Origin of the sequence: Pseudomonas sp. GZD-209, assembly GCF_049310485.1 — a bacterium.
Classification (GTDB): domain Bacteria; phylum Pseudomonadota; class Gammaproteobacteria; order Pseudomonadales; family Pseudomonadaceae; genus Aquipseudomonas; species Aquipseudomonas sichuanensis.
In genome coordinates this window covers 54082-78109 of the sequence record NZ_JBMOWQ010000022.1, presented here as the reverse complement: position 1 = coordinate 78109, position 24028 = coordinate 54082, and the positions used below count along the sequence as shown (strand labels likewise).

The following is a 24028-nucleotide window of genomic DNA, read 5'->3' as shown; positions in this document are numbered from 1 at the left end:
CCATGCTCTGGGCCTGCATCCTGTTCCCGCAGCTGGCGCTGGACAGCGTCCTGCGCCAACGCGACGACCCTGATACCCCTCTGGTGCTGCTGGGAGGGCCTGGCCAGCGCCGTGTGCTGCAGGCGGTCAGCCCGGCCGCCGCCAGGCTGGGGTTGCGCGCCGGGCAGCCGCTGCCCACGGCCCGCGCCCTGGCCGATGGTTTCACCTGCGTCGAAGTCGAGCCCGCGTGCATCGACCAGTTGCAACAGCTGCTGGCCGCCTGGGCCTACCGCTTCAGTGCTCAAGTCAGCCTGCACTATCCCCGTGCGCTGCTGCTGGAGGTGGGGTCGAGCCTGCAACTGTTCGGGCCCTGGCCCCTGTTCGAGGCACGCCTGCGCGAAGAGCTGGCCGGGCTGGGCCTGCGTCAGCGCATTGTGCTGGCCAGCAACCCGGTGGCGGCGCGGATGATCGCCAATGCCCACGATGGGCTGGCCGTGACCAGCCCCGACCAGACCCGGGCAGCCTTGCTCGACCTGCCCATCGAACGGGCCGGCCTGCCACCTGAGGCCAGCGCGGCCTTCGCACGCATGGGCCTGCACCGGCTGGGCCAGGTCGTGGCGCTGCCCCGTGATGCCCTGGCCCGGCGCTTCAGCAGCCAGGTGCAACTGCACCTGGATCAACTGTTCGGCCAGCGCTCGCTGGGGCTGGCGTTCTACCAACCGCCCGAGCGCTTCGAAGCACGGCTGGAGCTGAACTTCGATGTCGAGTCGCACCAGGCCCTGTTGTTTCCCTTGCGCCGGTTGCTCAGCGACCTGGCGGCGTTCCTCGCCGGCCGCGATTGCGGCGTGCAGCGGTTCGAGCTGTACCTGGAGCACGCCGAGGGCCCGGATACCGTGCTCAAGGTTGGCCTGCTGGCTGCCGAGCGTGATGGCGCAATGCTCTTCGAACTGGCGCGAGGGCGCCTGGAGCCGCTGCGCATTCCGGCGCCGGTGCGCAACCTGCGCCTGGTGGCGGCCGATCTGCCGCCGTTCGTGCCCCAGCACCAGGCATTGTTCGACCCACGCGCCCAGCAGGCACAACCCTGGGAGCAACTGCGCGAACGCCTGCGGGCACGCCTTGGCGATGAAGCCGTCAAGGGCCTGCGCGCCGAAGCCGATCATCGTCCTGAATGTGCCTGGCAGGGCGCGGAGCAGGGCGCGCCAGGCCAGTTGGTCATGGCGCCGGGCAGCCGCCCCGGCTGGCTGCTGCCTGAACCCCAAGCGCTGCCCGAGGCTGGCGTGCAACTGCTGGGGCACGCCGAACGCATCGAGTCCGGTTGGTGGGACGGGGGGGATGTGCGGCGTGATTACTACCGTATCGAAACCCGCGATGGCCTGCGCGGCTGGGCCTTCCGTGACCTCGCGGCCCCCGGGCCGCTCTGGTTGCAGGGCTGGTTCGCGTGAACGGCCAGGGCTACGCAGAGCTGCATTGCCTGTCGAACTTCAGCTTCCAGCGCGGCGCCTCCAGTGCCGACGAACTGTTTCGCCGTGCCCGTGAGCAGGGCTACCAGGCCCTGGCCATTACTGACGAGTGCACCCTGGCGGGCATCGTCCGGGCCTGGCAGGCCGCCCGTGAGCATGGCCTCAAGCTGATCGTCGGCAGTGAAGTGCGGGTGGAACAAGGGCCCAAACTGGTGCTGCTGGTGCAGGACCTTGGCGGTTACCAGAACCTGTGTGCGCTGATCACCCGGGCACGGCGCCGGGCGCCAAAGGGCAGCTACCGGCTGCTGGCCGAGGACCTTGCAGCCCATCATCAGGGGTTGCTGGCGTTGTGGGTGCCTGAAGCCGATGCGCCAGTCAGTGTCGGGCAGCAACTGCATGCACTGTTCGGTGAGCGGCTGTGGCTGGCCGTGCATCTGCATCGCGCAGCCGACGATGGCGCACGCCTGGCACAGCTGTACGCCTTGGGCGCACAACTGGCCGTGCCGCTGGTGGCCTGCGGCGATGTGCACATGCATGTGCGGGGGCGTCGCGCGCTGCAGGACTGCATCACCGCGATCCGCGCCCATTGCCCGGTGGCCGAGGCGGGGCGTTTGCTGTTCGCCAATGGCGAGCGTCACCTGCGCCCGCTCGATCAATTGCACGAACTCCATCCCCCGCACCTGCTGGCCGAAACCCTGGTTATCGCCAAGCGCTGCAGCTTCGATCTTTCGGAGCTCAAATATCAGTACCCACGCGAGCTGGTCCCTGAAGCCCATACGCCCGCCAGCTGGTTGCGCCAATTGTGCGAGCAGGGCCTGCCCAGGCGTTGGCCCAACGGGGTAACCGACAAGGTACGCGGCCTGCTGGACAAGGAGCTCGCGCTGATCGAGGAATTGGGCTACGACAGTTACTTCCTCACCGTGCACGACATCGTCGCCTTCGCACGCAGCCAGCACATTCTCTGCCAGGGCCGCGGTTCGGCGGCCAACTCGGTGGTGTGCTATGTGCTGGGTATCACCGAGCTCGATCCCACGGTGCACCGCCTGCTGTTCGAGCGCTTTCTGTCACGCGAGCGCAACGAGCCGCCGGACATCGACGTGGACTTCGAGCACGATCGCCGCGAAGAAGTGATCCAGTATGTGTTCCGCCGCTATGGCCGGCACCGGGCCGCGCTCACCGCAGTGGTCAGCAGTTACCACGCCGCCGGGGCGGTGCGCGATGTGGCACGGGCGCTGGGGTTGCCAGCCGACCAGGTGGACGCCCTGGCCAAGTGTTGTGGGCGCTGGAGCGACCGCATTCCGGATGCCGAACGCCTGGCCGAGGCCGGCTTCGATGCACAGAGCCCCTCGCTGCGGCGAATCCTGGTACTGGCCGGCGAGCTGATCGGCTTCCCCCGGCACCTGTCACAGCATCCGGGTGGTTTCGTCATTTCCCAGCAACCGCTGCACGAACTGGTGCCGGTGGAAAACGCGGCGATGGAAGACCGCACGGTGATCCAGTGGGACAAGGACGACCTGGACATGGTCGGCCTGCTCAAGGTCGATGTGCTGGCGCTGGGCATGCTCAGCGCGCTGCGCCGCTGCTTCGACCTGATCGCCCTGCACCGTGGGCGTGAGCTGACCCTGGCCAGCATCCCCGGGGAAGACCCGGCCACCTACGCCATGATCAGCCGTGCCGAAACCATGGGCGTGTTCCAGATCGAATCGCGGGCGCAGATGGCCATGTTGCCCAGGCTCAAACCCAATACCTTCTACGACCTGGTGATCGAAGTGGCGATCGTGCGGCCGGGGCCGATCCAGGGCGATATGGTCCACCCCTACCTGCGCCGCCGGCTGGGCCAGGAACCGGTCAGCTACCCCTCGGAAAAACTGCGCGAAGTGTTCCACCGTACCTTGGGCGTACCGCTGTTCCAGGAGCAGGTGATGGAACTGGCCATGGTCGCTGCCGACTACAGCCCCGGCGAGGCCGACCAGCTGCGCCGCAGCATGGCGGCGTGGAAGCGCCACGGCGGCCTTGAACCTCACCGGGTCAGGCTGATCGAGGGCATGCTGCGCAATGGTTACGAGCTGTCCTTTGCCGAGCGCATCTTCGAGCAGATCAAGGGTTTCGGCAGCTATGGTTTTCCCGAGTCCCACGCCGCCAGTTTCGCCCTGCTGTGCTACGCCAGCAGTTGGCTCAAATGCCACGAACCGGCGATCTTCACCTGTGCCTTGATCAATAGCTGGCCCATGGGCTTCTACAGCCCCGACCAGCTGTTGCAGGAAGCGCGTCGGCAGGGCATTGCGGTACGCCCGGTGGATGTCGAGCACAGCCAGTGGGACTGCACCCTGGAGCCGGAGGGCGAGGGTGCGTTGGCCATCCGCCTGGGGTTGCGGCAGATCCGCGGCTTTGGCGAAGGCGATGCCCGGCGCCTGGAGCAGGCGCGGGCACAACGGCCCTGGCGTGATGTCGAGGACCTCTGCCTGCGCGCCGGGCTCGACAGCCGCGCCTGTGCCCGGCTCGCCGATGCCGGTGCGCTTCGGGCGCTGGCCCGCGACCGGCACCAGGCGCGCTGGCAGGTGGCGGCAGTGCAGGCGCAGCTACCGCTGTTCGCCCAGGTCGAGGCAGCAGCAGAAGCACCGGTTGAGCTGCCCGTACCCAGCGTGGCCGAGGACCTGATGGCCGATTACGACACCCTCGGCACCACGCTCGGCTCGCATCCGCTGGCCTTGCTGCGCCCGCGCCTGCGCGCCTTGGGCTGTCGCAGTTCAGCGCAACTGGCCGAAGTCGAGCATGGCGACAGCATTGCCGTGGCCGGCCTGGTGGTTGGGCGCCAGCGACCGCAAACGGCCAGCGGCGTGACCTTCGTCACCCTCGAGGACGAGCATGGCATGGTCAATGTGGTGGTCTGGCGGGCGCTGGCCGAACGGCAGCGACAGGCGCTGGTGGGCGCGCGGTTGCTCAAGGTGAGCGGGCGGCTGGAGCAGGAGCAGGGCGTGCGCCATCTGATCGCCCGGCGGTTGGAGGACATCAGCCCCTTGCTGCAGGGGCTGGATGTGCGCAGCCGCGACTTTCATTGAGCGCCATCGCGGGGCCACGCATACCTCGTGGGAGCGGGCTTGCCCCGCGATAGGGCCTACACCATCGCCAATCTCTGCTTGCGCGTCGGCGCCGCAAACGCCAGGTCAATCGCCTGCAAGTCCGCCTCGGTCAGCACCAGGTCCTGCGCCGCTGCATTCAAGCGCACATGCGCCGGGTTCACGGCCTTGGGAATCGCAATCACCCCTTCGCCACGTGTGACCCATGCCAGGCTCACCTGCGCCGGCGTCGCAGCATGACGCGCAGCAATTTCAACCAGCACCGGGTGATGCAGCAGTCGCCCGGCCTGGGCCAGTGGGCAGTAAGCCATGGTCGGCAGTTGCTGCTGGCGGCTCCAAGGCAGCAGGTCGAACTCGATGCCACGCTCGGCCGGGTTGTACAGCACCTGGTTGGTGGCGCAGGCCGGGTTGTCCAGCTCCTGCAGGTCATCCAGGTCGAAGTTGGACACGCCCCAGCGGCGGATCTTGCCCTGCTCGATCAAGCGCTCGAAGGCCTCGACGGTCTCCTCGAGCGGATACTGCCCGCGCCAATGCAGCAGGTACAGGTCGATGCACTCGGTACCCAGCCGCTTGAGGCTGCGTTCGCACGCCGTCGGCAAGCCGCGCCGGCTGGCGTTGTGCGGGTAGACCTTGCTGACCAGGAATACCTGGTCGCGACGCCCGGCGATGGCCTGGCCGACCACCTGTTCGGCGCCGCCCTCGGCGTACATTTCGGCGGTATCGATCAGGCTCAGGCCCAGGTCGATGCCTTGTTGCAGCGCCGCCACTTCGGCCGCCTTGCTGCCTGGGTCTTCGCCCATGTACCAGGTGCCCTGGCCAATGGTCGGCACGCGGGTTCCCGCCAGATTCACGTAACGCATGTCACCTCCTGTGGATGGGTATGGGTCAGCAGCACGTCGAGCAGCGCTTCGGCGGCCCGTGACAGTTTGTGGTCGGCCAGGGCGATCACGCCGATGCGCCGCTCTACGGTGGGTTCGACCAGCGGCACGCAGCGGGCGCCGAGCTCTTGCATCTGGCCGATGCACAGGGCCGGCACGGCGCTCACGCCCAGGCCGCTGGCGACCATGCGGCCGATGGTCGACAGCTGGTGGCTCTCGAATGCCACCGTCAGCTTGCCGTGCCCGGCCACCAGGTGTTGTTCGAGTAACAGGCGCACTGCCGACGGCCGTTGCAGGGCGATGAAGTCTTCTGCCAACAGCTCGTGCCAGCGCACCTGGGGCTGGCGGGCGAGGGGCGAGTCGGCGGGCACCACGGCGACGAAACGGTCCATGTACAGCGGGTGGAAGCGTAGCGCCTCGCTGCCGTCGGGCTCGAAACCGATGCCCAGCTCGACACGGCGGTGGCGCACCAGTTCCAGCACCTGTTCGTTGATCACGTCGTGCACGGTGACGTTCACTTTCGGGTAGCGCTGGCGGAACACTTTCAGCGACTGCGGCAGCAAGTTGCCGGCGAAGGAGGGCATGGCCGCCACCGACACCCTGCCCAGCTGCAGGGTGAAGCGCTGGCGCAGCATCTCTTCGGTGTCGTCCCAGTCGGCCAGCAGGCGCCGGGCCAGGGGCAGCAGCACCTCGCCCTCGGGGGTGAGGCTGACGCTGCGGGTGGTACGGGTGAGCAGGGCGCCGCCGAGGTTGTCCTCCAGCGCCTTGATGGTCAGGCTCAAAGCCGGTTGCGACACATGCAGGTGCTCCCCGGCCTGGGCGAAGCTCTGGTATTTGGCCACGGTGACGAAGGCGCGCAGTTGCTTGACGTTCATGGCTGGCTTGCCCTTTGTTTTGCAAAAGTTATCAATCGATGACGAAAACAAAATTAACAAATCAGTCGACTACAGTGAAGATGACCGCACGGTTCCAACAACTACAAAAGGCGACTGAGCATGGCCGGACTGGACAAGCGTGTAGCAACCTACGAAGAGGCCCTGGCAGGCCTGACCGACAACATGACGGTACTGGCCGGCGGCTTCGGCCTGTGCGGCATCCCGGAAAACCTGATTGCCCAGATCAAGCGCCTGGGCGTCAAGGGCCTGACCGTGGTCTCCAACAACTGCGGCGTTGATGGCTTCGGCCTGGGTGTACTGCTGGAAGACCGGCAGATCCGCAAGATGATCGCCTCCTACGTGGGCGAGAACGCTGAATTCGAACGCCAGCTGCTCAGCGGCGAACTGGAAGTGGAGCTCACCCCGCAAGGCACCCTGGCCGAGAAGATGCGCGCAGGCGGCGCCGGCATTCCAGCCTTCTATACCGCCACCGGCTACGGCACCCCGGTCGCCGACGGCAAGGAAGTCCGCGAGTTCAAAGGCCGCAAGTACATCCTCGAAGAGTCGATCACCGGCGACTTCGCCATCGTCAAGGGCTGGAAAGCCGACCACTACGGCAATGTGGTGTATCGCAACACCGCGCAGAACTTCAACCCGCTGGCCGCCACCGCCGGCAAGATCACCGTGGTCGAGGTCGAAGAGATCGTCGAGCCCGGCGTGCTGCTGCCCAGCGAGATCCACACCCCGGGCATCTACGTCGACCGGGTCATCGTCGGCACCTTCGAGAAGCGCATCGAAAAGCGCACCGTCAAGGCCTGAGCGCCATCCTCAAGAACAACAAAGAGATCCTGACCATGGCACTGACCCGCGAACAAATGGCCCAACGCGTCGCCCGTGAACTCAAAGACGGCTACTACGTCAACCTCGGTATCGGCATCCCCACCCTGGTGGCCAACTACGTGCCTGCCGACATGGACGTGATGCTGCAGTCGGAAAACGGCCTGCTGGGCATGGGCGAATTCCCCACCGAAGCCACCATCGACGCCGACATGATCAACGCCGGCAAGCAGACCGTCACTGCCCGCCGCGGCGCGTCGATCTTCGACTCGGCGCAATCCTTCGCCATGATCCGTGGCGGCCACGTCGACCTCACCGTGCTCGGCGCTTTTGAAGTGGACGTGGAAGGCAACATCGCCTCGTGGATGATCCCCGGCAAGCTGGTCAAGGGCATGGGCGGGGCCATGGACCTGGTGGCCGGTGCCGACAACATCATCGTCACCATGACCCACGCCTCCAAGGATGGCGAGTCCAAGCTGTTGCCCCAATGCAGCCTGCCGCTGACCGGCGCCGGTTGCATCCGCAAGGTGCTGACCGACCTGGCCTACCTGGAAATCGAAAACGGTGCCTTCATCCTGCGCGAGACTGCGCCAGGGGTGAGCATCGAAGAGATCATCGAGAAAACCGCCGGCAAGCTGATCGTGCCGGACGATGTCAAGGAAATGACTTTCTAATCAAGCATCACCCGCCCTGTGGGTGCGGACCCGTGGGAGCGGGCTTGCCCCGCGATAGCGTCAGACCAGGTGCCACGATCGCCTGGTAGGGCGCTATCGCGGGGCAAGCCCGCTCCCACGACTTCGCTCCCACAGGGCTTTTGCGTTGCTTCAGTGTTGAAAATCAAAAAAACAAATAAAAGGAAAACCCCGTGGCCGCTGATATCCAAGACAGCCGCTCCGCTCGCTTTGCCCTGCGCTGCTCCAACTGGGCCGAACGCTGGTTCCCCGACTCCTGGGTGTTCGCCGCCCTGGCCGTGATGCTGGTGTGCCTGGGCGCGCTGGTGATGGGCGGCAAGCCCACCGACACCGCCAAGGCCTTCGGCGATGGCTTCTGGAGCCTGATCCCGTTCACCATGCAGATGGCCTTCGTGGTCATCGGCGGTTATGTGGTGGCCAGCTCGCCACCTGCCGCGCGGCTGATCGACCGCCTGGCGCGGCTGCCGAAAAACGGCCGTTCGGCCGTTTGCTGGGTGGCGCTGATCTCGATGCTCGCCTCGTTGCTCAACTGGGGCCTGTCGCTGGTGTTCGGCGGCCTGCTGGTGCGCGCCCTGGCTCGTCGCACCGACTTGAAGATGGATTATCGCGCCGCCGGTGCCGCTGCCTACCTGGGGCTCGGCGCAGTATGGGCACTGGGGCTGTCGTCGTCGGCGGCGCAGTTGCAGGCCAACCCGGCCAGCCTGCCGCCGTCGATCCTGTCCATCACCGGGGTGATCCCGTTCACCGAAACCATCTTCCTCTGGCAGTCCGGGGTCATGCTGGCGGCGCTGGTGATCGTCTCGCTGGTGATCGCCTATGCCACCGCACCGGGGCCGAACAGCGCGCGCAGTGCGCAAGACTGCGGCGTCGACCCCAGCTTCAGCGCACCGCCGGCGCCGCAGCGCACGCGCCCGGGCGAGTGGCTGGAGTACAGCCCGATCCTGATCCTGCTGCTGGTGGCCCTGGCCGGCGGCTGGCTGTACCAGGAGTTCGCCACCAAGCCTGCGATCACCGCGATTTCCGGGCTGAACACCTACAACCTGCTGTTCATCATGCTCGGCGCCTTGCTGCACTGGCGCCCGCGCAGCTTCCTCGATGCCGTGGCCCGCGCGGTGCCGACCACTACCGGGGTGCTGATCCAGTTCCCGCTGTACGGTTCGATCGCCGCCATCCTCACCCAGGTCAAGGGTGTCGACGGTGCGACTCTGGCCCACCACATCTCGGTGTTCTTCACCCAGATCGCCACCCATGACACCTACGCGTTGTTGATGGGGGTGTACTCGGCGGTGCTGGGCTTCTTCATCCCGTCCGGCGGTGGCAAGTGGATCATCGAGGCGCCCTACGTGATGCTGGTGGCCAACGACCTGCAGTACCACCTGGGCTGGGCGGTGCAGATCTACAACGCCGCCGAGGCGCTGCCGAACCTGATCAACCCGTTCTACATGCTGCCGCTGCTGGGCGTGCTGGGCCTGAAAGCGCGCGACCTGATTGGCTTCTCGTTCGTCCAGCTGCTGGTGCATGTGCCGCTGGTGCTGGTGCTGCTGTGGGCGCTGGGTACGACCTTGCAGTACGTGCCGCCCGTGATGCCGTAAGGCTCGGGTAGTGCCAGGGAAGGGCGGTCAGGTACCGCCCTTTTTTACGTTTCGATGACATATCGATAACGATTCGCATGTGCGATTCGTTTTCATGTGAATGCCGCCCGGTCGGCAGCCAAGGACTTTCATCGAAACGAACAAGGAGACAGGCAGCGATGTTCGCGCCCATCAGCCGTTCCATGGCCCTTACCCTGGGCCTGTGTGCCACCGCCGTCAGCCCGTTTGCGCAGGCAGAAGAGACCGAACAGCGGTCCGACGACAACGTGCTGGAACTCGGCACCACCGAGATTCTCGCCCAGGGCCTGGGCAGCACCACCGAGCACAGCGGCTCCTACACCACCGGCAGCATGAGCGCAGCGACGCGCCTGAACCTGTCGATCAAGGAAACCCCGCAATCGGTCTCGGTGCTGACCCGTCAGCAGCTCGACGACTTCCAGCTCGACACGCTCTCCGAAGCCATGACCCATGTCACCGGTGTCACCGTGCAGCGCAACGACTCCGAGCGGCCGATTTATTATTCGCGGGGCTATTCGATCAACAACTTCCAGATCGATGGGATGCTCAATACCTTCTCGAGCCTCAAGTCCGATTCGGACACCATCATCTACGACCGTATCGAGGTGGTGCGTGGTGCCACCGGCTTGACCACCGGGGCGGGCGACCCGTCCGGGACCATCGCCATGGTGCGCAAGCGCCCGACCTCGCAGCTGGCGATCAGCACTGGTGCCAGTGCCGGCAGCTACGACAACTACCACGGCTACCTCGACGTCGGCGGACCGCTGGGCCTTGAAGGGCGCCTGCGCGGGCGCACGGTGCTGGCCTACCGTGACAGCCAGTCGTTCATGGACAAATATGCCAGCCAGCGTGAGGTGGCCTACGGCATCCTCGAAGCCGACCTGACTGACAGCACCGTGCTTGCAGTGGGCTACGACTACCAGAACAAGCACGTACAAGGGGCCTCCTGGGGCACCGTGCCGTACTGGAACGCCACTGGCGGCAAGGCCGACCTGCCGCGCTCGACCAACCTGGCCGCGCCCTGGTCGTCCTGGCCGTTGAAAGACCAGACGGTGTTCGCCACCCTCGACCAACGCCTGGCCAACGACTGGCTGCTCAAGCTCGCCTATACCCATCGCGAGTCCGACAGCGATGGCAAGGTGTACTACGGCGGCAACGGTTTCCCCGCCGCCGACCGCAGCGGCATGAATGCCTGGTATCAGCATTTCAGCGGCGAAGAGCAGATGGACGCCATCGACTTCAACCTGGCAGGCCCTTACCAGCTGTTCGGCCGTAGCCACGACTTCATGGTCGGTTATGGTGAATCCGAGCGGCGCAACACGTCGCCTTACTTCATCAGAGGGCCACTGCCCGACGGTTACCAGAAGATCCTGGACTGGAAGTACATGAGCAGCATCGCCAAGTTCCAGGATATCGATACCGGGCTCGATGAATCGCGTGACTCCACCAAACAGAAGGCCGGCTACATCGCCACCCGGCTCAACCCCACCGACCGCCTACACTTTGTGCTCGGCAGCCGCTATGGCAGCTGGCAGACAGAAAGCCGCGAGTGGTCGTACGACGAGGCGCAGAATGGCACCGAACTGACGCCCAGCAAGCAGACCCAGAACGATCAGTGGACGCCGTATGCCGGGGTGCTGTACGACCTTACCGAGCAGTACACCGTCTATGCCAGCTACACCGACATCTTCAACCCGCAGTCGGTACGTGACAAAAACCGCCAGTACCTCGAACCCATCGTCGGCAAGGTCTACGAAGTGGGCGTCAAAGGCAGCCTGATGGACGACCGGCTCAACCTCAGCAGCGCGGTGTACCGCAGCAAACAGGACAACGTCGCCGAGCAGGACGATTCGGTACCGCCCAACGGCAACGAGGTGTTCTACAAATCCGGCGGCAAGGGCAACGTCGTCGAAGGCTTCGAGGCCGAGATTGCCGGCGAAGTGCGCCCCGACTGGCAAATGAGCCTGGGCTACAGCTACACCCACGCGGCCAACGCCGACAAGCAGCGCAAGAACCCCGAGCAGCCGCTGAACCTGGTGCGCTTCTCGACCACCTACAAGTTGACGCCGGCGTTGACCGTGGGTGGCACCCTGGACTGGCAGAGCGATACCCACAAGCAGGCCAACCGGCCAGTGGGTCGGGCGGCGAACGGTTCGATCATCACGGTGCGCGACGAGATCAGCCAGAAGGCCTTCTCGGTGGTGGGGCTGATGGCGCGGTATCAGTTCGACGAACACCTGTCGGCTTCGCTGAACGTGAAGAACCTGTTCGACGAGCACTATTACAACAACCTGGGCTTCTATAACGGGGTGTATCACGGCGAGCCACGGACGATGATGGTCAGCCTGGACTGGAAACTCTAGGCTCTGTACGAAAAGTATGGTCATCCATCGTTGTGGGAGCGGGCTTGCCCCGCGATCTGCAGCAACGCCTGAATTCGCGGCGTCTTTGACACTATTCGATATCGAGTACAGGAGCGCTTCGCGCTCCATCGCGGGACAAGCCCGCTCCCACGGTGATCGGCGTGGGAGCGGGCTTGCCCCGCGATGTTTTTGCCGGTTAACAAAACATAACGTCCCGCTCGTTGTTTTCTGTCGGATTACCCCGATAGGATGGCCCGAAGCTATTCCAGGGCTCTGGAACAGGGTTTCTCGGCACCTGGCAATAGATTGACCCAGCACAAGAACACAAAAGGGGCAGTCATGAGAGAGCGGATCACGGCACGGGGCCGGTACGGCGCCTGGCCATTGGCGGCCAGCGCGATGCTGGCGCTGGCACTGGCGGCATGGGCGGGCAGCGTCGATGCGGCGGTAGCCGCCGAGGAATACTCGGTCGAGTCGGCCAAGGCCAGCCAGAGCCTGTTGATCGGTGCCACCCACGCAGGCAAGCGCCTGGTGGTGGTCGGCGATCGCGGCCATATCCTGTTCTCCGACGACCAGGGCAAGACCTGGACTCAGGCCCGGGTACCCACCCGGCAACTGCTCACCGCCGTGTTCTTCCTCGATGACAAGCGCGGCTGGGCCGTTGGCCATGATGCGCAGATCCTCGCCAGCAGCGACGGCGGCGCGACCTGGAGCAAGCAGTTCGAAGACCGCTCCCGCGAAGCCCCGCTGCTCGATGTGCGCATGCTCGACCCGCAACAGGGTTTTGCCGTTGGCGCCTATGGCTCGGTGCTCGAAACCCTCGACGGTGGCCAGCACTGGCAAGACGTCGGCGAGCGCCTGGACAACCCCGATCAATTGCACCTCAACGCCATCACCTTGGTGAAAGGCGCCGGCCTGTTCATCGTTGGCGAGCAGGGCAGCATGTTCCGCTCCAGCGACAACGGCCAGAGCTGGTCGAAAGTCGAAAGCCCCTACGAGGGCTCGTTGTTCGGCGTGATCGGTACCGCCCAGCCCAACACCCTGCTGGCCTACGGCCTGCGCGGCAACTTGTTCCGTTCCACCGATTTCGGGGACAGCTGGCAGCCGATCGAGCTTCGGGCCGAGCGTGGCCCGCTCGAATTCGGCCTGGCAAGCGCTACGCTTCTCGAGGACGGCAGCGTGGTACTGGTCGGTAACGGCGGCAGCGTGCTGCGCAGCCACGACGACGGGCAGAGCTTCAGCGTGCGCAACCGCGCCGACCGCGTCGCTTTGGCCGGGGTCAGCGGCCTCGCCGGCGGCGGCCTGCTGCTGGTAGGGCAGGGCGGTGTGCACCTGGCATCGGCCGACGGCACCCAGGAGGTGCGCCCATGACCAGCCGGGAGAGCTTCGACATGCAGCACAAGGACAAGGCCACCCTGCTGGAACGCCTGATCTTCAACAACCGCCCCATGGTCATCGCCATCTGCGTGCTGGTGAGCCTGTTCCTGTTCTGGCAGGCCACGCAGATCCGCCCGTCCACCAGTTTCGAAAAGATGATCCCGCTGCAGCACCCCTTCATCGAGCAGATGATGGAGCACCGCAACGACCTGGCCAACCTCGGCAACACCGTGCGCATCTCGGTCGAGGCGGTCAACGGCGACATCTTCGACAAGGACTACATGGAAACGCTGCGGCAGATCCATGACGAGGTGTTCTACATCCCCGGCGTCGACCGCGCCGGCCTCAAGTCGTTGTGGAGCCCCAGCGTGCGCTGGAGCGAAGTCACCGAAGAGGGCTTCTCCGGCGGCGAGGTGATCCCCAATACCTACAACGGCTCGCAGGGCAGCCTCGACACCCTGCGCGACAACGTGCTCAAGTCGGGCCAGGTCGGGCGCCTGGTGGCCAACAACTTCAAGTCCAGCATCGTCGACATTCCGTTGCTGGAGAGCTTCCCCGACCCCCAGGACCCGGGCAAGCAGGTCAAGCTCGACTACCAGCAGTTCTCCCATCAGCTGGAAGAAAAGATCCGCGACAAGTTCCAGGCGCAGAACCCCAACGTCAAGATCCACATCGTCGGCTTCGCCAAGAAGGTCGGTGACCTGATCGACGGCCTGGTGATGGTGGCGATGTTCTTCGGCATCGCGCTGGTGATCACCTGGGCGCTGCTGTACTGGTTCACCTGGTGCATCCGCAGCACCATCGCCGTGCTGATCACCACCCTGGTGGCGGTGGTCTGGCAGTTGGGGCTTATGCATGCGGTGGGCTTCGGGCTCGATCCGTATTCGATGCTCGTGCCGTTCCTGATCTTCGCCATCGGCATCTCCCACGGGGTGCAGAAGATCAACGGCATCGCCTTGCAGTCCAGTGACGCCGACAATGCCCTGACCGCAGCCCGGCGTACTTTCCGCCAGTTGTTCCTGCCGGGGATGATCGCCATCCTGGCCGACGCCGTGGGCTTCATCACCCTGCTGATCATCGATATCGGGGTGATTCGCGAGCTGGCCATCGGCGCCTCGATCGGCGTGGCGGTGATCGTCTTCACCAACCTGATCCTGCTGCCCGTGGCCATCAGCTATGTCGGCATCAGCCAGAAGGCCATTGCCCGCAGCAAGAAGGACGCTACCCGCGAGCATCCGTTCTGGCGCCTGCTGGCCAACTTCGCCAGCCCCAAGGTGGCGCCGGTGTCCATCGTGCTGGCACTGCTGGCCTTCGCCGGCGGCCTCTGGTACAGCCAGAACCTGAAGATCGGCGACCTCGACCAGGGTGCCCCGGAACTGCGCCCCGACTCGCGCTACAACCAGGACAACCGCTTCATCATCAGCAACTACTCGACCAGTTCCGACGTGCTGGTGATCATGGTCAAGACCCCGGCCGAGAGCTGCTCGATCCACTCGACCATGGCGCCCATCGACGAGTTGATGTGGACCATGGACAACACCCCGGGCGTGCAATCGACCATCTCCCTGGTGACCGTGTCCAAACAGGTCATCAAGGGCATGAACGAGGGCAGCCTGAAGTGGGAGACGCTGTCGCGCAACCCGGGCATCCTCAACAACTCCATCGCCCGTGCCGACGGCCTGTACAACGGCGACTGCTCGCTGGCACCGGTGCTGGTGTTCCTCAACGACCACAAGGCCGAAACCCTGGAGCGGGTCACCGCCGCGGCCAAGGCCTTTGCCGACAGCCACAACAAGGACGGCCTGCAGTTCCTCCTGGCGGCGGGTAACGCCGGTATCGAGGCAGCGACCAACGAAGTGATCAAGTCGGCCGAGCTGACCATCCTGATCCTGGTCTACCTGTGCGTGGCGGTGATGTGCATGATCACCTTCCGCTCCTTCGCCGCCACCCTGTGCATCGTGCTGCCGCTGGTGCTCACCTCGGTGCTGGGCAACGCGCTGATGGCGTTCATGGGCATTGGCGTGAAGGTCGCCACGCTGCCGGTGGTTGCGCTGGGTGTGGGGATCGGCGTGGACTACGGCATCTACATCTACAGCCGTCTGGAAAGCTTCCTGCGCGCAGGCCTGCCACTGCAGGAGGCCTACTACCAGACGCTGCGCTCCACCGGCAAGGCGGTGCTGTTCACCGGCCTGTGCCTGGCCATCGGCGTGTGCACCTGGATCTTCTCGGCCATCAAGTTCCAGGCCGACATGGGCCTCATGCTGACCTTCATGCTGCTGTGGAACATGTTCGGTGCACTGTGGCTGCTGCCGGCGCTGGCGCGGTTCCTGATCAAGCCGGAGAAGCTGGCGGGCAAGGAGGGCGGGTCGATCTTCGCCCATTGACGTATGTGGGAGCGGGCTTGCCCCGCGATGGCGGTCGGTCAGGCGGTGATGATGCCCAGGCTGACGTCATCGCGGGGCAAGCCCGCTCCCACGTTCGGCGTGGCAGTTGATGGCTGGCAAGCCGACAGCCTGTGCGGTGGCTCCGGAGGATATAATGGCCACCTTTTCTGCCCTGGTGACCCCATGACTACCCTCGCCACCACCCTCGCAGCCTGCGACATGCTGCTGATCGACGGCCTGCACGCCTTCGACTTCACCTTCGACGAAACCGGCCTTGTGATCGAGTGCATGGACGGCCGCCAGCTGCGCCGCTGGACCTTCACCCCCGAGCAAGTCGCCGCGGCCACTGGCGCGGGCGACGACTGGCAGCTGGCCTCTGCCGAGGGCGAGCATCGTCTAGTCTGTATGAGTGCTTTCAGAGCCCCGGATGAAGAAGACGATGAATCGGACGTGGACGAGCCTGCTGACCGCTAGCCTCATGACCCTTGCAATCAATGCCAACGCCGCCACCTTGCTGGTGGGCAGCTACACCGATGGCCCCAGCCAGGGCATCTACCGCTACGGTTTTGACGAGCGCAACGGCCACATCGATGCCAAGCCCCAGCAAGTGGTCAAGGCGGTCAGCCCGTCATGGCTGGTGCTGTCCGCCGACCAGCGCTTGCTGTTCGCGGTCAACGAGACTGCGCAAGGCCATGCCAGCAGCTTTTCGCTGAGCAGCAAGGGCGAGATCAAACCGCTGAACCAGGTACCCAGCCAGGGCGACGAGCCGACCCACGCCAGCCTCAGCCACGACCAGCGCTACCTGTTTGTTGCCAACTACGCCGTCGCCCCCAACCCCGGCGGCAGCCTGGTGGTGATCCCGGTGGCGAAGGACGGCAAGCTCAAAGCGGTGGTGCAGCAGGCGCGGCATGCGCCGAGCAAGGTCAACCCCGAGCGCCAGGCCGGTGCCCATGTGCATTCGCTGGTGCTGTCGCCCGATGGTCGCCACCTGTACGCCTGCGACCTGGGCGCGGACAAGGTGTTCATCTACCGCTACGACGGCGCCAGCCCCGAACACCCGCTGAGCCCGGCGATCCCGCCAGCGGTCGACCTGCCGCCGGGCAGCGGGCCGCGGCATCTGCTGTTCGACGCCAAGGGCAAGCACGCCTACCTGACCCTGGAAATGAGCGCCGAAGTGGTGGTTTTCGATGCCCAGGATGGCGCGCTCACCGAGCGCCAGCGCTTGCCGCTGACCGACCTCAAGGACCCCGCCGCCAAAGCCGCCGGCGGGCTGCACTTGTCGGCGGACGGCCGTTTCCTTTACGTCAGCAACCGTGGCACGGCCAATGAGATCGTGGTGTATGAGGTGGGCAAGAACGACGGCCAGCTGACCCTGCTGCAGCGCCGCTCGGTGGAGGGCGATCATCCCCGGGAGTTCACCCTCGACCCCAGTGGCGACTTCCTGCTGGTAGCCAACCAGAAGAGCAACCAGATCGTGGTCATGCACCGCGATCCGCGCAAGGGCACCCTGGGCCAGACCGTACAGAAGTTCGACCAGCCGGCGCCGTCGGACCTCAAGTTCCTCGAGTGATAAGTCTTGCTTGTGGGGGCAACTGTCTTGCTCGCCATTCAAACAGCTGCGCGATTTCTGTGGGAGCGGGTTTACCCGCGAACACGGGCAAAGCCCGTGCCAGGCACCTAGGTTCATCTTCGCGGGTAAATCGCAGCGGCGAACCGCCGCTCCCACAGGTAGAGTGCAGGTCTTGAGTTCGGCGCGGTCAGGTGGGAGCAGGCTACTATCGATCCAAGTGATATTCGCTACTGCCGCAATGAATTTCAGCAGGCGCCCCCATCGGCGTAAGTTTTGACCCAAGGCCCCGACGGGCCAACGTCAAACCACCGAAGTCGAGGTCCGCCCACATGAACTTCAATCTCTTCTCGCTCATCGCCGCTTCCGCCATCTCCGCCTCGGTCGTGCTGCCAGCACACGCGCAGGCCGAACACAGCAGCAAGCCGTCCACTACCCACAGCTACACCGACAAATACCTGCAACAGAGCGCGCATTTCCACGCCGCCCTGAGCAAGCACTCCAATTGAGTGTGTAAAGCCATTGGTAATAGCACAACGCCATGTGATTTAATTTGACGCTAAATTTTTGACTCTCCAAGGGGCAGAGCATGATGTGGCGTATCACGGCGGTAGTGCTGTTGCTGATGTCGGCGCCGATCCTGGCGCTTTGAGGTGCCTTACCTGGCCATGATGGCCTTGAACAGGTCCGATTCCAGCCAGCCCTGCAACCAGCTCCGCACCCGCGGATAAGCCGCCTCGGCGAACCACTCAGGTTCGACCCCGGCAAACTGGCGCATCAAGGGCAGCAAAGCGGCATCGGCCAGGCTCGGGTGCTCGGCCAGCAGGTAGGGCCTGCCTTCGAGCAGGCTTTCCAGCTCCACCAGCCACGCCTCGGCCTGTTGCCGGTAATGCTCCCGGGAATGCTCGGGGTAGCGCTCGGCATATTTGTACAGGTTCACCTGGGCCTTGAACGTGCTGTCGTTACGCGCGATCAGCGCATCGGCCCGTTGTGCCGCCGCTGGGTCGGCCAGCAGACGCCAGTCCTCGGGGTCATGCCGGGCAAGGGCCCAGCGCATGATATCCAGGCTCTCTTCCAGCACCCCATCGCCGGTATCGAGCACCGGCACCGTGCCTTTGGGCGACAGTGCCAGCAGCTCGGCCGGCTTGTTCTTCATCGCCACCTCGACAATCGCCACCGGGCACTGCGCATAGCGCAGGGCCAGGCGCGCACGCATGGCCCAGGGGCAGCGGCGGAACGAGTAGAGGATCACCCGCTCACCTCGACATCGCTCAGGCCGTTACCTTGGCGACGCACCTGGATCTGCACCGGGATGCGCTCGTGCATTTCCTGTACGTGGGAGATCACCGCCACCTTGCGGCCCTGGGCTTGCAGGCCGTCGAGGGCATCCATGGCCAGTTGCAGCGACTCGGGGTCGAGGCTGCCGAAGCCCTCGTCGATGAACAGCGATTCGATGCGCAAGGTACTGGAAGCCATCGAGGCCAGGCCCAGGGCCAGTGCCAGCGAGACCAGGAAGGTTTCGCCGCCCGACAGCGAATGCACCGAACGCAGTTCGTCACCCATCTCGGTGTCCAGCACCAGCAGGCCCAGGGCACTGCCGCCGCGCTTGAGGCGATAGCGCCGGGCCAGCTGACGCAGCTGGCTGTTGGCGTGATGCAGCAGCAGGTCGAGGTTGTAGCCTTGGGCGATCTTGCGGAACACATCGCCCGAGGCGGAGCCTATCAAGGCGCTCAGGCGTGCCCAGCGTTGCCACTGCTGATAGGCCTGGTCGATCTGCTCGGCCAGGGCCTGGTGTGCCTGCTGGCGGCGTTGATCGTCGGCCTGCTGGGCGCGCAGTTCGGCGCATTGCTGCTCCTGGGCGACCAACTGCTGTTGCAGCTCGGCGAGGCTCTGCTCCAGCGCTTCGACCGGCAGTTCGCCTTGGGCTTGGGCAGCATGTTGCTGCAGGCGCTGCTCGCGCTCCTGCAACAGCACCCGGCCTTGCTCGATGGCTTTTTCCGCCGCCTGCAACTGTTGGCGCAGCTCACCGAGCTGGGCGTCGTCGATGGCCAGCAGGCGGTCGAGGCCGGCGTCGTCCAGTTCGGGGTGACTGCTGCGCCATTGGGCGATTGCGCCCTGCAGTTGCTGGTGCTCGTGCTCCAGGGCCTGCTGGCGCTGGCTGTTGGCGTTGAGTTCAGCGGCCAGTTGCACGCCCTGGGTACGCAATGCCTGCAAGCGCTGGGCAGTGTCGGCGTCGGCGGCGCGAGCCTGTTCCAGCTGCGCTTCCATATGTTGCTGCCAGGCTTCGGCACTGGCCTGCTCGCCGAGCAGCTCGCCAAGGGTGGCCTGGGCCTGCTGGCGCTGTGCGTCCAGTGCGGCGATTTTCTCCAGCAGTTGCTGCTGATTGTGCTGCCGGGCCTGTTGCTGGTCGCGCAGCTTGTCCAGCTGCTGCTGGCGGGCCTGTTGTTCTTCCTGTTCGTCCTTGCGCTGGTCGAGTTGCTGGCGGCGCAGGGCAATCTGCTGGTCAAGGCCGAGGAAAGCCTGGGCCGGGTCGTCGCGCAGGGCCTGGAGAATGTCCTGGGGCAGCACGCTGGCCAGGTCGTTCAGGCCCTGCTCCAGCTGCTGCTGGTCGGCAGCCAGGGCTTGGTGTTGCTGGTCGAGGTGGCGCTGGGCCTGCTGCTGGGCCTCGCTGGCAGCCTGTAGCTGCTGGGTGAGGCGAGCGGCGTCCTTTTGCAAGGCGAGCAGGGCGCCCTGGCGTTTCTCGTCGCGGTCGATCTCGTCGCCCAGGCGGCGCAACTGGCTGTCGAGCCAGGCGCTGCGAGCCTTGTCATCCTGGGGCGCGAGCGCCGGCCACAGGGCATGGGCCTGAACCTGCTCGAGCAACGGCTGTAGCTGTTCGCCCAGCGTGAGCTGTTGCTGTTGATAATCCTTGAGCTGGGCGTTGACCACGCCCAACTCGGTACGCAGTTCCACCAGCCTGGCGTTGAGGTGTTCGACGTGTTTCTGCGCTGCCTCCTCCTCGGCCTGGTCGTGGCGGCCCAGGCTGTGCAACAAGGCTTCTGGCTGGTGGAACGGGTGCTCGGCGCTGCCGCATACCGGGCACGGCTCGCCATCGCGCAGCTGGGCGCGCAGTTCTTCGACGCTGGTGTTGCGCGCCAGGCGCTGGCGATCAAGCAACTGGCGGGTCAGTGTCAGGGCCTGCTCGGCGCTTTCCAGCTCGCTCTTGGCCGCGGTGCCTGCGCCGATCAGTTGCTGGCGCTGCTGCATGGCCTGCTGCTGGCGATCGCGCAGGGCGTCGATCGCCTGGCGCAGTTCCAGCTCACGGCCATGCAGGCGGGCAAGTTCCTCGACGGCGCGCTGCTGCTTGCGGTTGTCCTGGAGCATGCCGCCGAGCAGGTCGATCTGCTCGGCCAGTGCATGGGGTTCGGCCCCGGCTTCGCGGAACAGCATCTCGAAGTTGTCGCGCTGGGTTTGCAGCTGGGCATTGGCCTGGCTCACCTGGGCCTGCAGGCCGGGCAGCTCCTCGCGGCCCTTGGCCAGCCGGCCGCCGATCAGCATCACTTGCTTCAATTGCGGCAGATAGGCCTGCCAGGCGTTGGCCAGGCTACCCAGGTGTTCACTGTCGGTCAGTGCCGCATCGATCTGCGCCAGTTGCTGCTGGCTGCGCAGCTGGTTTTCCTGCAACTGCTGCAGGTGTTGCTCAGCGTCGCTGACTTCCTGCGCAGCCTGCTGGCAGGCTGCGCGTTGTTCGCCCAGCTCTTTGTCGAGGCGGGCCAGGTCGCCCTGGGCGGCGAATGCCTGGCGCAGGCGCGGGGCGTTATCGCTGTGCTGGGCCTGATGCTGGGCCAGGGCCTGGCGCGCCGTTTCCAGTGCCTGCTCGAGTTCGCTGGTGCGGCTATGCAGTTCGCCTTGTTGGCGCTGCTGTTCGGCAATCGCCACGGCCAGCGGCGCCAACTGCCCGGCCAGATCCTGCTGGCGATGGAACTGGTGACGCTGCGGTGCAAGGCGTTCCAGGCGCTGCAGGTCGAGGCGTGGTTCGGCCAGTTGTTGCCAGTTGTGCTCGGCGGCTTGCAAGGCTGCATGGGCTTCGCCGTGCTGGGCTTGCAGCTGGCGTTGTTCGTCGAACCAGACGCGCTGCTGTTCCAGCTGGCGCTGGCGGGCCTGGTCGGCCTTGAACTGCTGCTGGGCCTGCTCCAGTTGCTGGTCGAGCAGGGCGCGGGCGTCGCTTGCCATCGGCAGCAGGTGCTCGGCCTGCTTCTTCAGGTCGTTGTGGCGTTCGCCGGTTTCCCGCGCCTTGCTGAAGGCGCGCTGGCCGAGGCGGGTGTAGATCGCCGTGTTGGTGAGCTTTTCCAGCAGCTCGCTGCGCTCTTTGTCGTCGGCCTTGAGGAAGGCGCCGAACTCGCTCTGGGCCAGCATTACCGCGCGGGTGAACTGTTCGAAGTTCAGCCCCAGGCGCGCTTCGATCAGCTGCTTGTATTCGTTCTTGCCGCTGCCAAGCAGCTGTTCGCTGTCCAGGTCGTACAGGCTCTGGCGGCTGTTCTGCAGCTTGCCATTGGCTTTCTCGCGGGCGCGGTTGGCTTCCCAGCGGGCGCGGTAGCGGGTGCCGTCGATGCCGACGAAGTCGACCTCGGCAAAACCGCTGCCGGTGCCGCGGCGCAGCAGGTTGCGCGGGTCCGAGGTGGGGATGTCGCCGTCGGCGTCGGGTACCTTGGCTTCCCGGGCAATGTCGTTCAGCCGCGGCACAGTGCCGAACAAGGCCAGGCACAGGGCATCGAGCAGGGTGCTCTTGCCGGCGCCGGTGGGCCCGGTGATGGCGAACAGGCCGGCGCTGGCCAAGGGCTCTGCGGTGAAATCGATGTCGATCGGCCCGGCCAGCGAGGCGAGGTTCTTCAGGCGGATGGCAAGAATCTTCATGGCTGCTCCTCTTCGTGCAGGACGTCCTGCAGCAGCTCGGCAAAATCGGCCAGGGCCTGCTCGTCGGCGGGGTTGCCGTAGGCCTGCTGCCAGGCGCGGCCGAACAGGTCCTGCGGGGTCATCTGCGCCAGTTCAACGAACGCCAGTTCATCGTCTTCCTGGCGGCCCGCGCCTGCGTATTCGGCGCTGATGCGCACCAGGCGCACCGCCTTGCCCTGCAGGGCAACCTCGATCTGCTGGCGCAGGTCGGGCTGCGGCTCGTCCAGCACTACCCGCACTTCGAGCCATGGCTGGCGGTTGGGATCTTCGAGCAGGTCGATCACTGGCAGTTCGCCGAGCTGTACCAGCAGTTCGCCCAGCGGGGCCGGGCCGACCCGCTGCAAGGCCACCGCGCGCGGGACCAGGCGTGGTTCGACGCTGACCAGTTCGCTGCCGTCGAGCTCCACTTCCAGCACCTGGTGCGGGTAGTTGATCTCGGCGAACGACAGCGGGATCGGCGCGCCGCTGTAGCGGATGCGGTTCTCGCGGTTGACCTTCTGCGGCTTGTGCAGGTGGCCAAGGGCAACGTAGCCGATGGCCTTGTCGAACAGCCGCGCCGGCAGGGCTTCGGCATTGCCGATGATCAGGCTGCGTTCAGAGTCTTCCGAGATGCTGCCGCCGGCCATGTGCGCATGGCTGATGGCGACCAGCGCCTGGTCCTTCTTGCGCTTTTTCTGCGCTGCCGCGATCAGTTGCTCGTGCACCTGGGTGATGCCTTGCAGGTAGTCGTCCCCCAGTGCTGTGCCTGTGACCTCGGCCGGGCGCAGGAACGGCAGGGCCAGGCACCAGGCTGCCACCTTGCCGCGGGCGTTGGTCAGCGGGATCAGCAGGCGCTCGGCGTCCAGTTGGCCTTCGTCCAGCCAGTGCACCCGGCCCAGGGCATGGGTGCGCAGGCGGCGCATCAGCGGCGCAGGCAGCTCGATGCGCGAGCCGGAATCGTGGTTGCCAGCGATCATCACGATATCCAGCTTGGGCTGCTGCTCATGGGCCTGGACGATGAAGTCGTACAGGCGTTCCTGGGCTTTGACCGGCGGGTTGACGGTGTCGAAGATGTCGCCGGCGATCAGCAGCGCATCGGGCTGGCGCAGGTGCAGTTGGCCGAGCAGCCAGTCGAGGAAGCAGGCGTGTTCGAAGTCGCGTTCCTGGCCATGCAGGCTCTGGCCAAGGTGCCAGTCGGAGGTGTGAAACAGACGCATGGGTGACCTGTAGGTTGTCGAGTCGGGCGGCCTGAATGGGCTCTGGGAAGGGCGGGTATGGTAACCCAACTCGCGGCTTTGGATCGGTCTGCCCATGCCGGGCTTGTCCGGTATTTACCCGAGTGTTTTAATATTTTGAAACAAGGAAGTTTTATGAAGCCCTCGCAAGCCCCGCCACTGCGCCTTTTCGCCTTTGCCGTCCCGGACCTTGTCGTCCGAGGCTCGCGCGTGGGCGACGGAAAAGCGCTTCATCTTCCACGTGAATGGTGGCAGGGACGCGGCCGCCACGCGGAACTTGGCTGATAGCCCTACTGAAAGTCCTTAAGGAACGATTATGGAAAGTATTCCCCAGACCCAAGCCGACCTGACCCGCTACAAGCCGAAGTGGCAGGAGCGTTTCGCCTTCTTCGACCAGCACGGCGGCCCGCGCAGCCCGACGTTCAAGGCGGCGTTCAAGGCCTTGCCGATGGGCAAGCGCCTGCTGATCAACATGAACTTCATCGCGTTCTTCTTCGGCCCGATCTACCTGTTCGTCCTCGGCCTGTGGAAGAAGAACCTGGCGCTGCTGGGGATCTCCCTGGCCGTGGGCCTGGTGCTGGGCTTCTATGAAGGGATTACCGGGACCGACTTGCCCCGGGTCGTGGACACGGGCGTGAACTGCGGCCTGGCGGCGCTGTGGGCCACAGTGACCAACTATGCCTACTACCTCAAAGAGGTGAAAGGCCAGCAAGGTTGGAACCCGTTCGAGAAGTAATACCGTCGGGTCGCTCGCGTCCCGGCCGCGTCGTCGGCAGCCGATGA

At 65.3% G+C, this 24028-nt stretch carries 17 protein-coding genes; 12 read left to right on the top strand and 5 right to left on the bottom strand.

From position 1 onward, the window contains the following. The first annotated feature begins 2 nt into the window (after positions 1–2). Together ACO6VM_RS03665 and ACO6VM_RS03660 are read left to right on the top strand one after the other, a co-directional pair. Positions 3–1421 (top strand): Y-family DNA polymerase, encoded by a 1419-nt coding sequence (locus tag ACO6VM_RS03665; RefSeq protein ID WP_422402774.1) that lies wholly within the window; start codon positions 3–5, stop codon positions 1419–1421. Next, complete coding sequence (locus ACO6VM_RS03660) at positions 1397–4498, top strand: error-prone DNA polymerase (protein ID WP_401057447.1); 3102 nt, start codon at positions 1397–1399, stop codon at positions 4496–4498. The genes ACO6VM_RS03665 and ACO6VM_RS03660 overlap by 25 nt, the downstream gene beginning before the upstream one ends. Before the next feature lie 56 nt (positions 4499–4554). Here the strand turns inward: ACO6VM_RS03660 and ACO6VM_RS03655 are convergent, their stop codons facing one another. Both ACO6VM_RS03655 and ACO6VM_RS03650 read right to left on the bottom strand, forming a co-directional pair. Further along, positions 4555–5376: an aldo/keto reductase gene (locus ACO6VM_RS03655; protein ID WP_401057414.1), complete on the bottom strand. Its 822-nt coding sequence runs from the start codon at positions 5374–5376 to the stop codon at positions 4555–4557. Then, on the bottom strand, positions 5364–6269 hold the full coding sequence (locus ACO6VM_RS03650; protein ID WP_401057413.1) for a LysR family transcriptional regulator: 906 nt from the start codon (positions 6267–6269) through the stop codon (positions 5364–5366). Before ACO6VM_RS03650 ends, ACO6VM_RS03655 begins: the two co-directional genes overlap by 13 nt. A gap of 120 nt (positions 6270–6389) precedes the next feature. On the opposite strand from ACO6VM_RS03650, the gene ACO6VM_RS03645 reads away from it, so the two are divergent. The 9 genes from ACO6VM_RS03645 to ACO6VM_RS03605 all read left to right on the top strand — a co-directional run bounded on the left by ACO6VM_RS03645 (position 6390) and on the right by ACO6VM_RS03605 (position 17608). Further along, entirely contained in the window at positions 6390–7088 is a 699-nt protein-coding gene (locus ACO6VM_RS03645) for a CoA transferase subunit A (protein ID WP_125463892.1), read from the top strand. 35 nt (positions 7089–7123) lie between these two features. Beyond that, positions 7124–7780, top strand: coding sequence for a CoA transferase subunit B (locus ACO6VM_RS03640; RefSeq protein ID WP_401057412.1), 657 nt, complete (start codon positions 7124–7126; stop codon positions 7778–7780). Between the two features lie 191 nt (positions 7781–7971). After that, entirely contained in the window at positions 7972–9390 is a 1419-nt protein-coding gene (locus ACO6VM_RS03635) for a short-chain fatty acid transporter (RefSeq protein ID WP_125463894.1), read from the top strand. Positions 9391–9548: 158 nt separating this feature from the next. Beyond that, the gene (locus ACO6VM_RS03630; RefSeq protein WP_422402773.1) at positions 9549–11771 is read left to right on the top strand and encodes a TonB-dependent siderophore receptor; all 2223 of its coding nucleotides are present in this window, start codon (positions 9549–9551) and stop codon (positions 11769–11771) included. Between the two features lie 339 nt (positions 11772–12110). Beyond that, positions 12111–13142 carry a WD40/YVTN/BNR-like repeat-containing protein gene (locus ACO6VM_RS03625; RefSeq protein ID WP_422402772.1) on the top strand — a complete coding sequence of 344 codons (1032 nt, stop codon included), beginning with the start codon at positions 12111–12113 and terminating at the stop codon, positions 13140–13142. Next, the gene (locus tag ACO6VM_RS03620) at positions 13139–15532 is read left to right on the top strand and encodes an efflux RND transporter permease subunit (protein ID WP_125857933.1); all 2394 of its coding nucleotides are present in this window, start codon (positions 13139–13141) and stop codon (positions 15530–15532) included. Before ACO6VM_RS03625 ends, ACO6VM_RS03620 begins: the two co-directional genes overlap by 4 nt. 183 nt (positions 15533–15715) lie before the next feature. Next, the gene (locus ACO6VM_RS03615; protein ID WP_401056802.1) at positions 15716–16006 is read left to right on the top strand and encodes a DUF5629 family protein; all 291 of its coding nucleotides are present in this window, start codon (positions 15716–15718) and stop codon (positions 16004–16006) included. Next, complete coding sequence (locus tag ACO6VM_RS03610) at positions 15972–17102, top strand: lactonase family protein (RefSeq protein WP_401056803.1); 1131 nt, start codon at positions 15972–15974, stop codon at positions 17100–17102. Before ACO6VM_RS03615 ends, ACO6VM_RS03610 begins: the two co-directional genes overlap by 35 nt. Positions 17103–17431: 329 nt before the next feature. Then, the gene (locus ACO6VM_RS03605) at positions 17432–17608 is read left to right on the top strand and encodes a hypothetical protein (RefSeq protein WP_167409860.1); all 177 of its coding nucleotides are present in this window, start codon (positions 17432–17434) and stop codon (positions 17606–17608) included. A gap of 149 nt (positions 17609–17757) precedes the next feature. Here the strand turns inward: ACO6VM_RS03605 and ACO6VM_RS03600 are convergent, their stop codons facing one another. Genes ACO6VM_RS03600 through ACO6VM_RS03590 form a run of 3 tightly spaced genes read right to left on the bottom strand, consistent with a single transcriptional unit; the run spans position 17758 to position 23227 of the window. Next, positions 17758–18351, bottom strand: coding sequence for a glutathione S-transferase (locus ACO6VM_RS03600; protein ID WP_401056804.1), 594 nt, complete (start codon positions 18349–18351; stop codon positions 17758–17760). Continuing rightward, a complete protein-coding gene (locus tag ACO6VM_RS03595; protein ID WP_422402771.1) occupies positions 18348–21992 on the bottom strand; it encodes an AAA family ATPase in 3645 nt (1214 codons plus the stop codon). The genes ACO6VM_RS03600 and ACO6VM_RS03595 overlap by 4 nt, the downstream gene beginning before the upstream one ends. Beyond that, positions 21989–23227 carry an exonuclease SbcCD subunit D C-terminal domain-containing protein gene (locus ACO6VM_RS03590; RefSeq protein ID WP_401056806.1) on the bottom strand — a complete coding sequence of 413 codons (1239 nt, stop codon included), beginning with the start codon at positions 23225–23227 and terminating at the stop codon, positions 21989–21991. The genes ACO6VM_RS03595 and ACO6VM_RS03590 overlap by 4 nt, the downstream gene beginning before the upstream one ends. 334 nt (positions 23228–23561) lie before the next feature. Here ACO6VM_RS03590 and ACO6VM_RS03585 point away from each other — a divergent pair, with 334 nt between their 5' ends. After that, a complete protein-coding gene (locus tag ACO6VM_RS03585; protein ID WP_422402770.1) occupies positions 23562–23981 on the top strand; it encodes a DUF2628 domain-containing protein in 420 nt (139 codons plus the stop codon). Positions 23982–24028 lie beyond the last annotated feature (47 nt).

What these genes read in the sequence shown, in the direction of transcription:
- ACO6VM_RS03665 (WP_422402774.1), top strand. Translation starts at nt 3, where the DNA reads ATGCTCTGGGCCTGCATCCTGTTCCCGCAGCTGGCGCTGGACAGCGTC.
- ACO6VM_RS03655 (WP_401057414.1), bottom strand. Translation starts at nt 5,376, where the DNA reads ATGCGTTACGTGAATCTGGCGGGAACCCGCGTGCCGACCATTGGCCAG.
- ACO6VM_RS03650 (WP_401057413.1), bottom strand. Translation starts at nt 6,269, where the DNA reads ATGAACGTCAAGCAACTGCGCGCCTTCGTCACCGTGGCCAAATACCAG.
- ACO6VM_RS03645 (WP_125463892.1), top strand. Translation starts at nt 6,390, where the DNA reads ATGGCCGGACTGGACAAGCGTGTAGCAACCTACGAAGAGGCCCTGGCA.
- ACO6VM_RS03640 (WP_401057412.1), top strand. Translation starts at nt 7,124, where the DNA reads ATGGCACTGACCCGCGAACAAATGGCCCAACGCGTCGCCCGTGAACTC.
- ACO6VM_RS03630 (WP_422402773.1), top strand. Translation starts at nt 9,549, where the DNA reads ATGTTCGCGCCCATCAGCCGTTCCATGGCCCTTACCCTGGGCCTGTGT.
- ACO6VM_RS03625 (WP_422402772.1), top strand. Translation starts at nt 12,111, where the DNA reads ATGAGAGAGCGGATCACGGCACGGGGCCGGTACGGCGCCTGGCCATTG.
- ACO6VM_RS03620 (WP_125857933.1), top strand. Translation starts at nt 13,139, where the DNA reads ATGACCAGCCGGGAGAGCTTCGACATGCAGCACAAGGACAAGGCCACC.
- ACO6VM_RS03615 (WP_401056802.1), top strand. Translation starts at nt 15,716, where the DNA reads ATGACTACCCTCGCCACCACCCTCGCAGCCTGCGACATGCTGCTGATC.
- ACO6VM_RS03610 (WP_401056803.1), top strand. Translation starts at nt 15,972, where the DNA reads ATGAATCGGACGTGGACGAGCCTGCTGACCGCTAGCCTCATGACCCTT.
- ACO6VM_RS03605 (WP_167409860.1), top strand. Translation starts at nt 17,432, where the DNA reads ATGAACTTCAATCTCTTCTCGCTCATCGCCGCTTCCGCCATCTCCGCC.
- ACO6VM_RS03595 (WP_422402771.1), bottom strand. Translation starts at nt 21,992, where the DNA reads ATGAAGATTCTTGCCATCCGCCTGAAGAACCTCGCCTCGCTGGCCGGG.
- ACO6VM_RS03590 (WP_401056806.1), bottom strand. Translation starts at nt 23,227, where the DNA reads ATGCGTCTGTTTCACACCTCCGACTGGCACCTTGGCCAGAGCCTGCAT.
- ACO6VM_RS03585 (WP_422402770.1), top strand. Translation starts at nt 23,562, where the DNA reads ATGGAAAGTATTCCCCAGACCCAAGCCGACCTGACCCGCTACAAGCCG.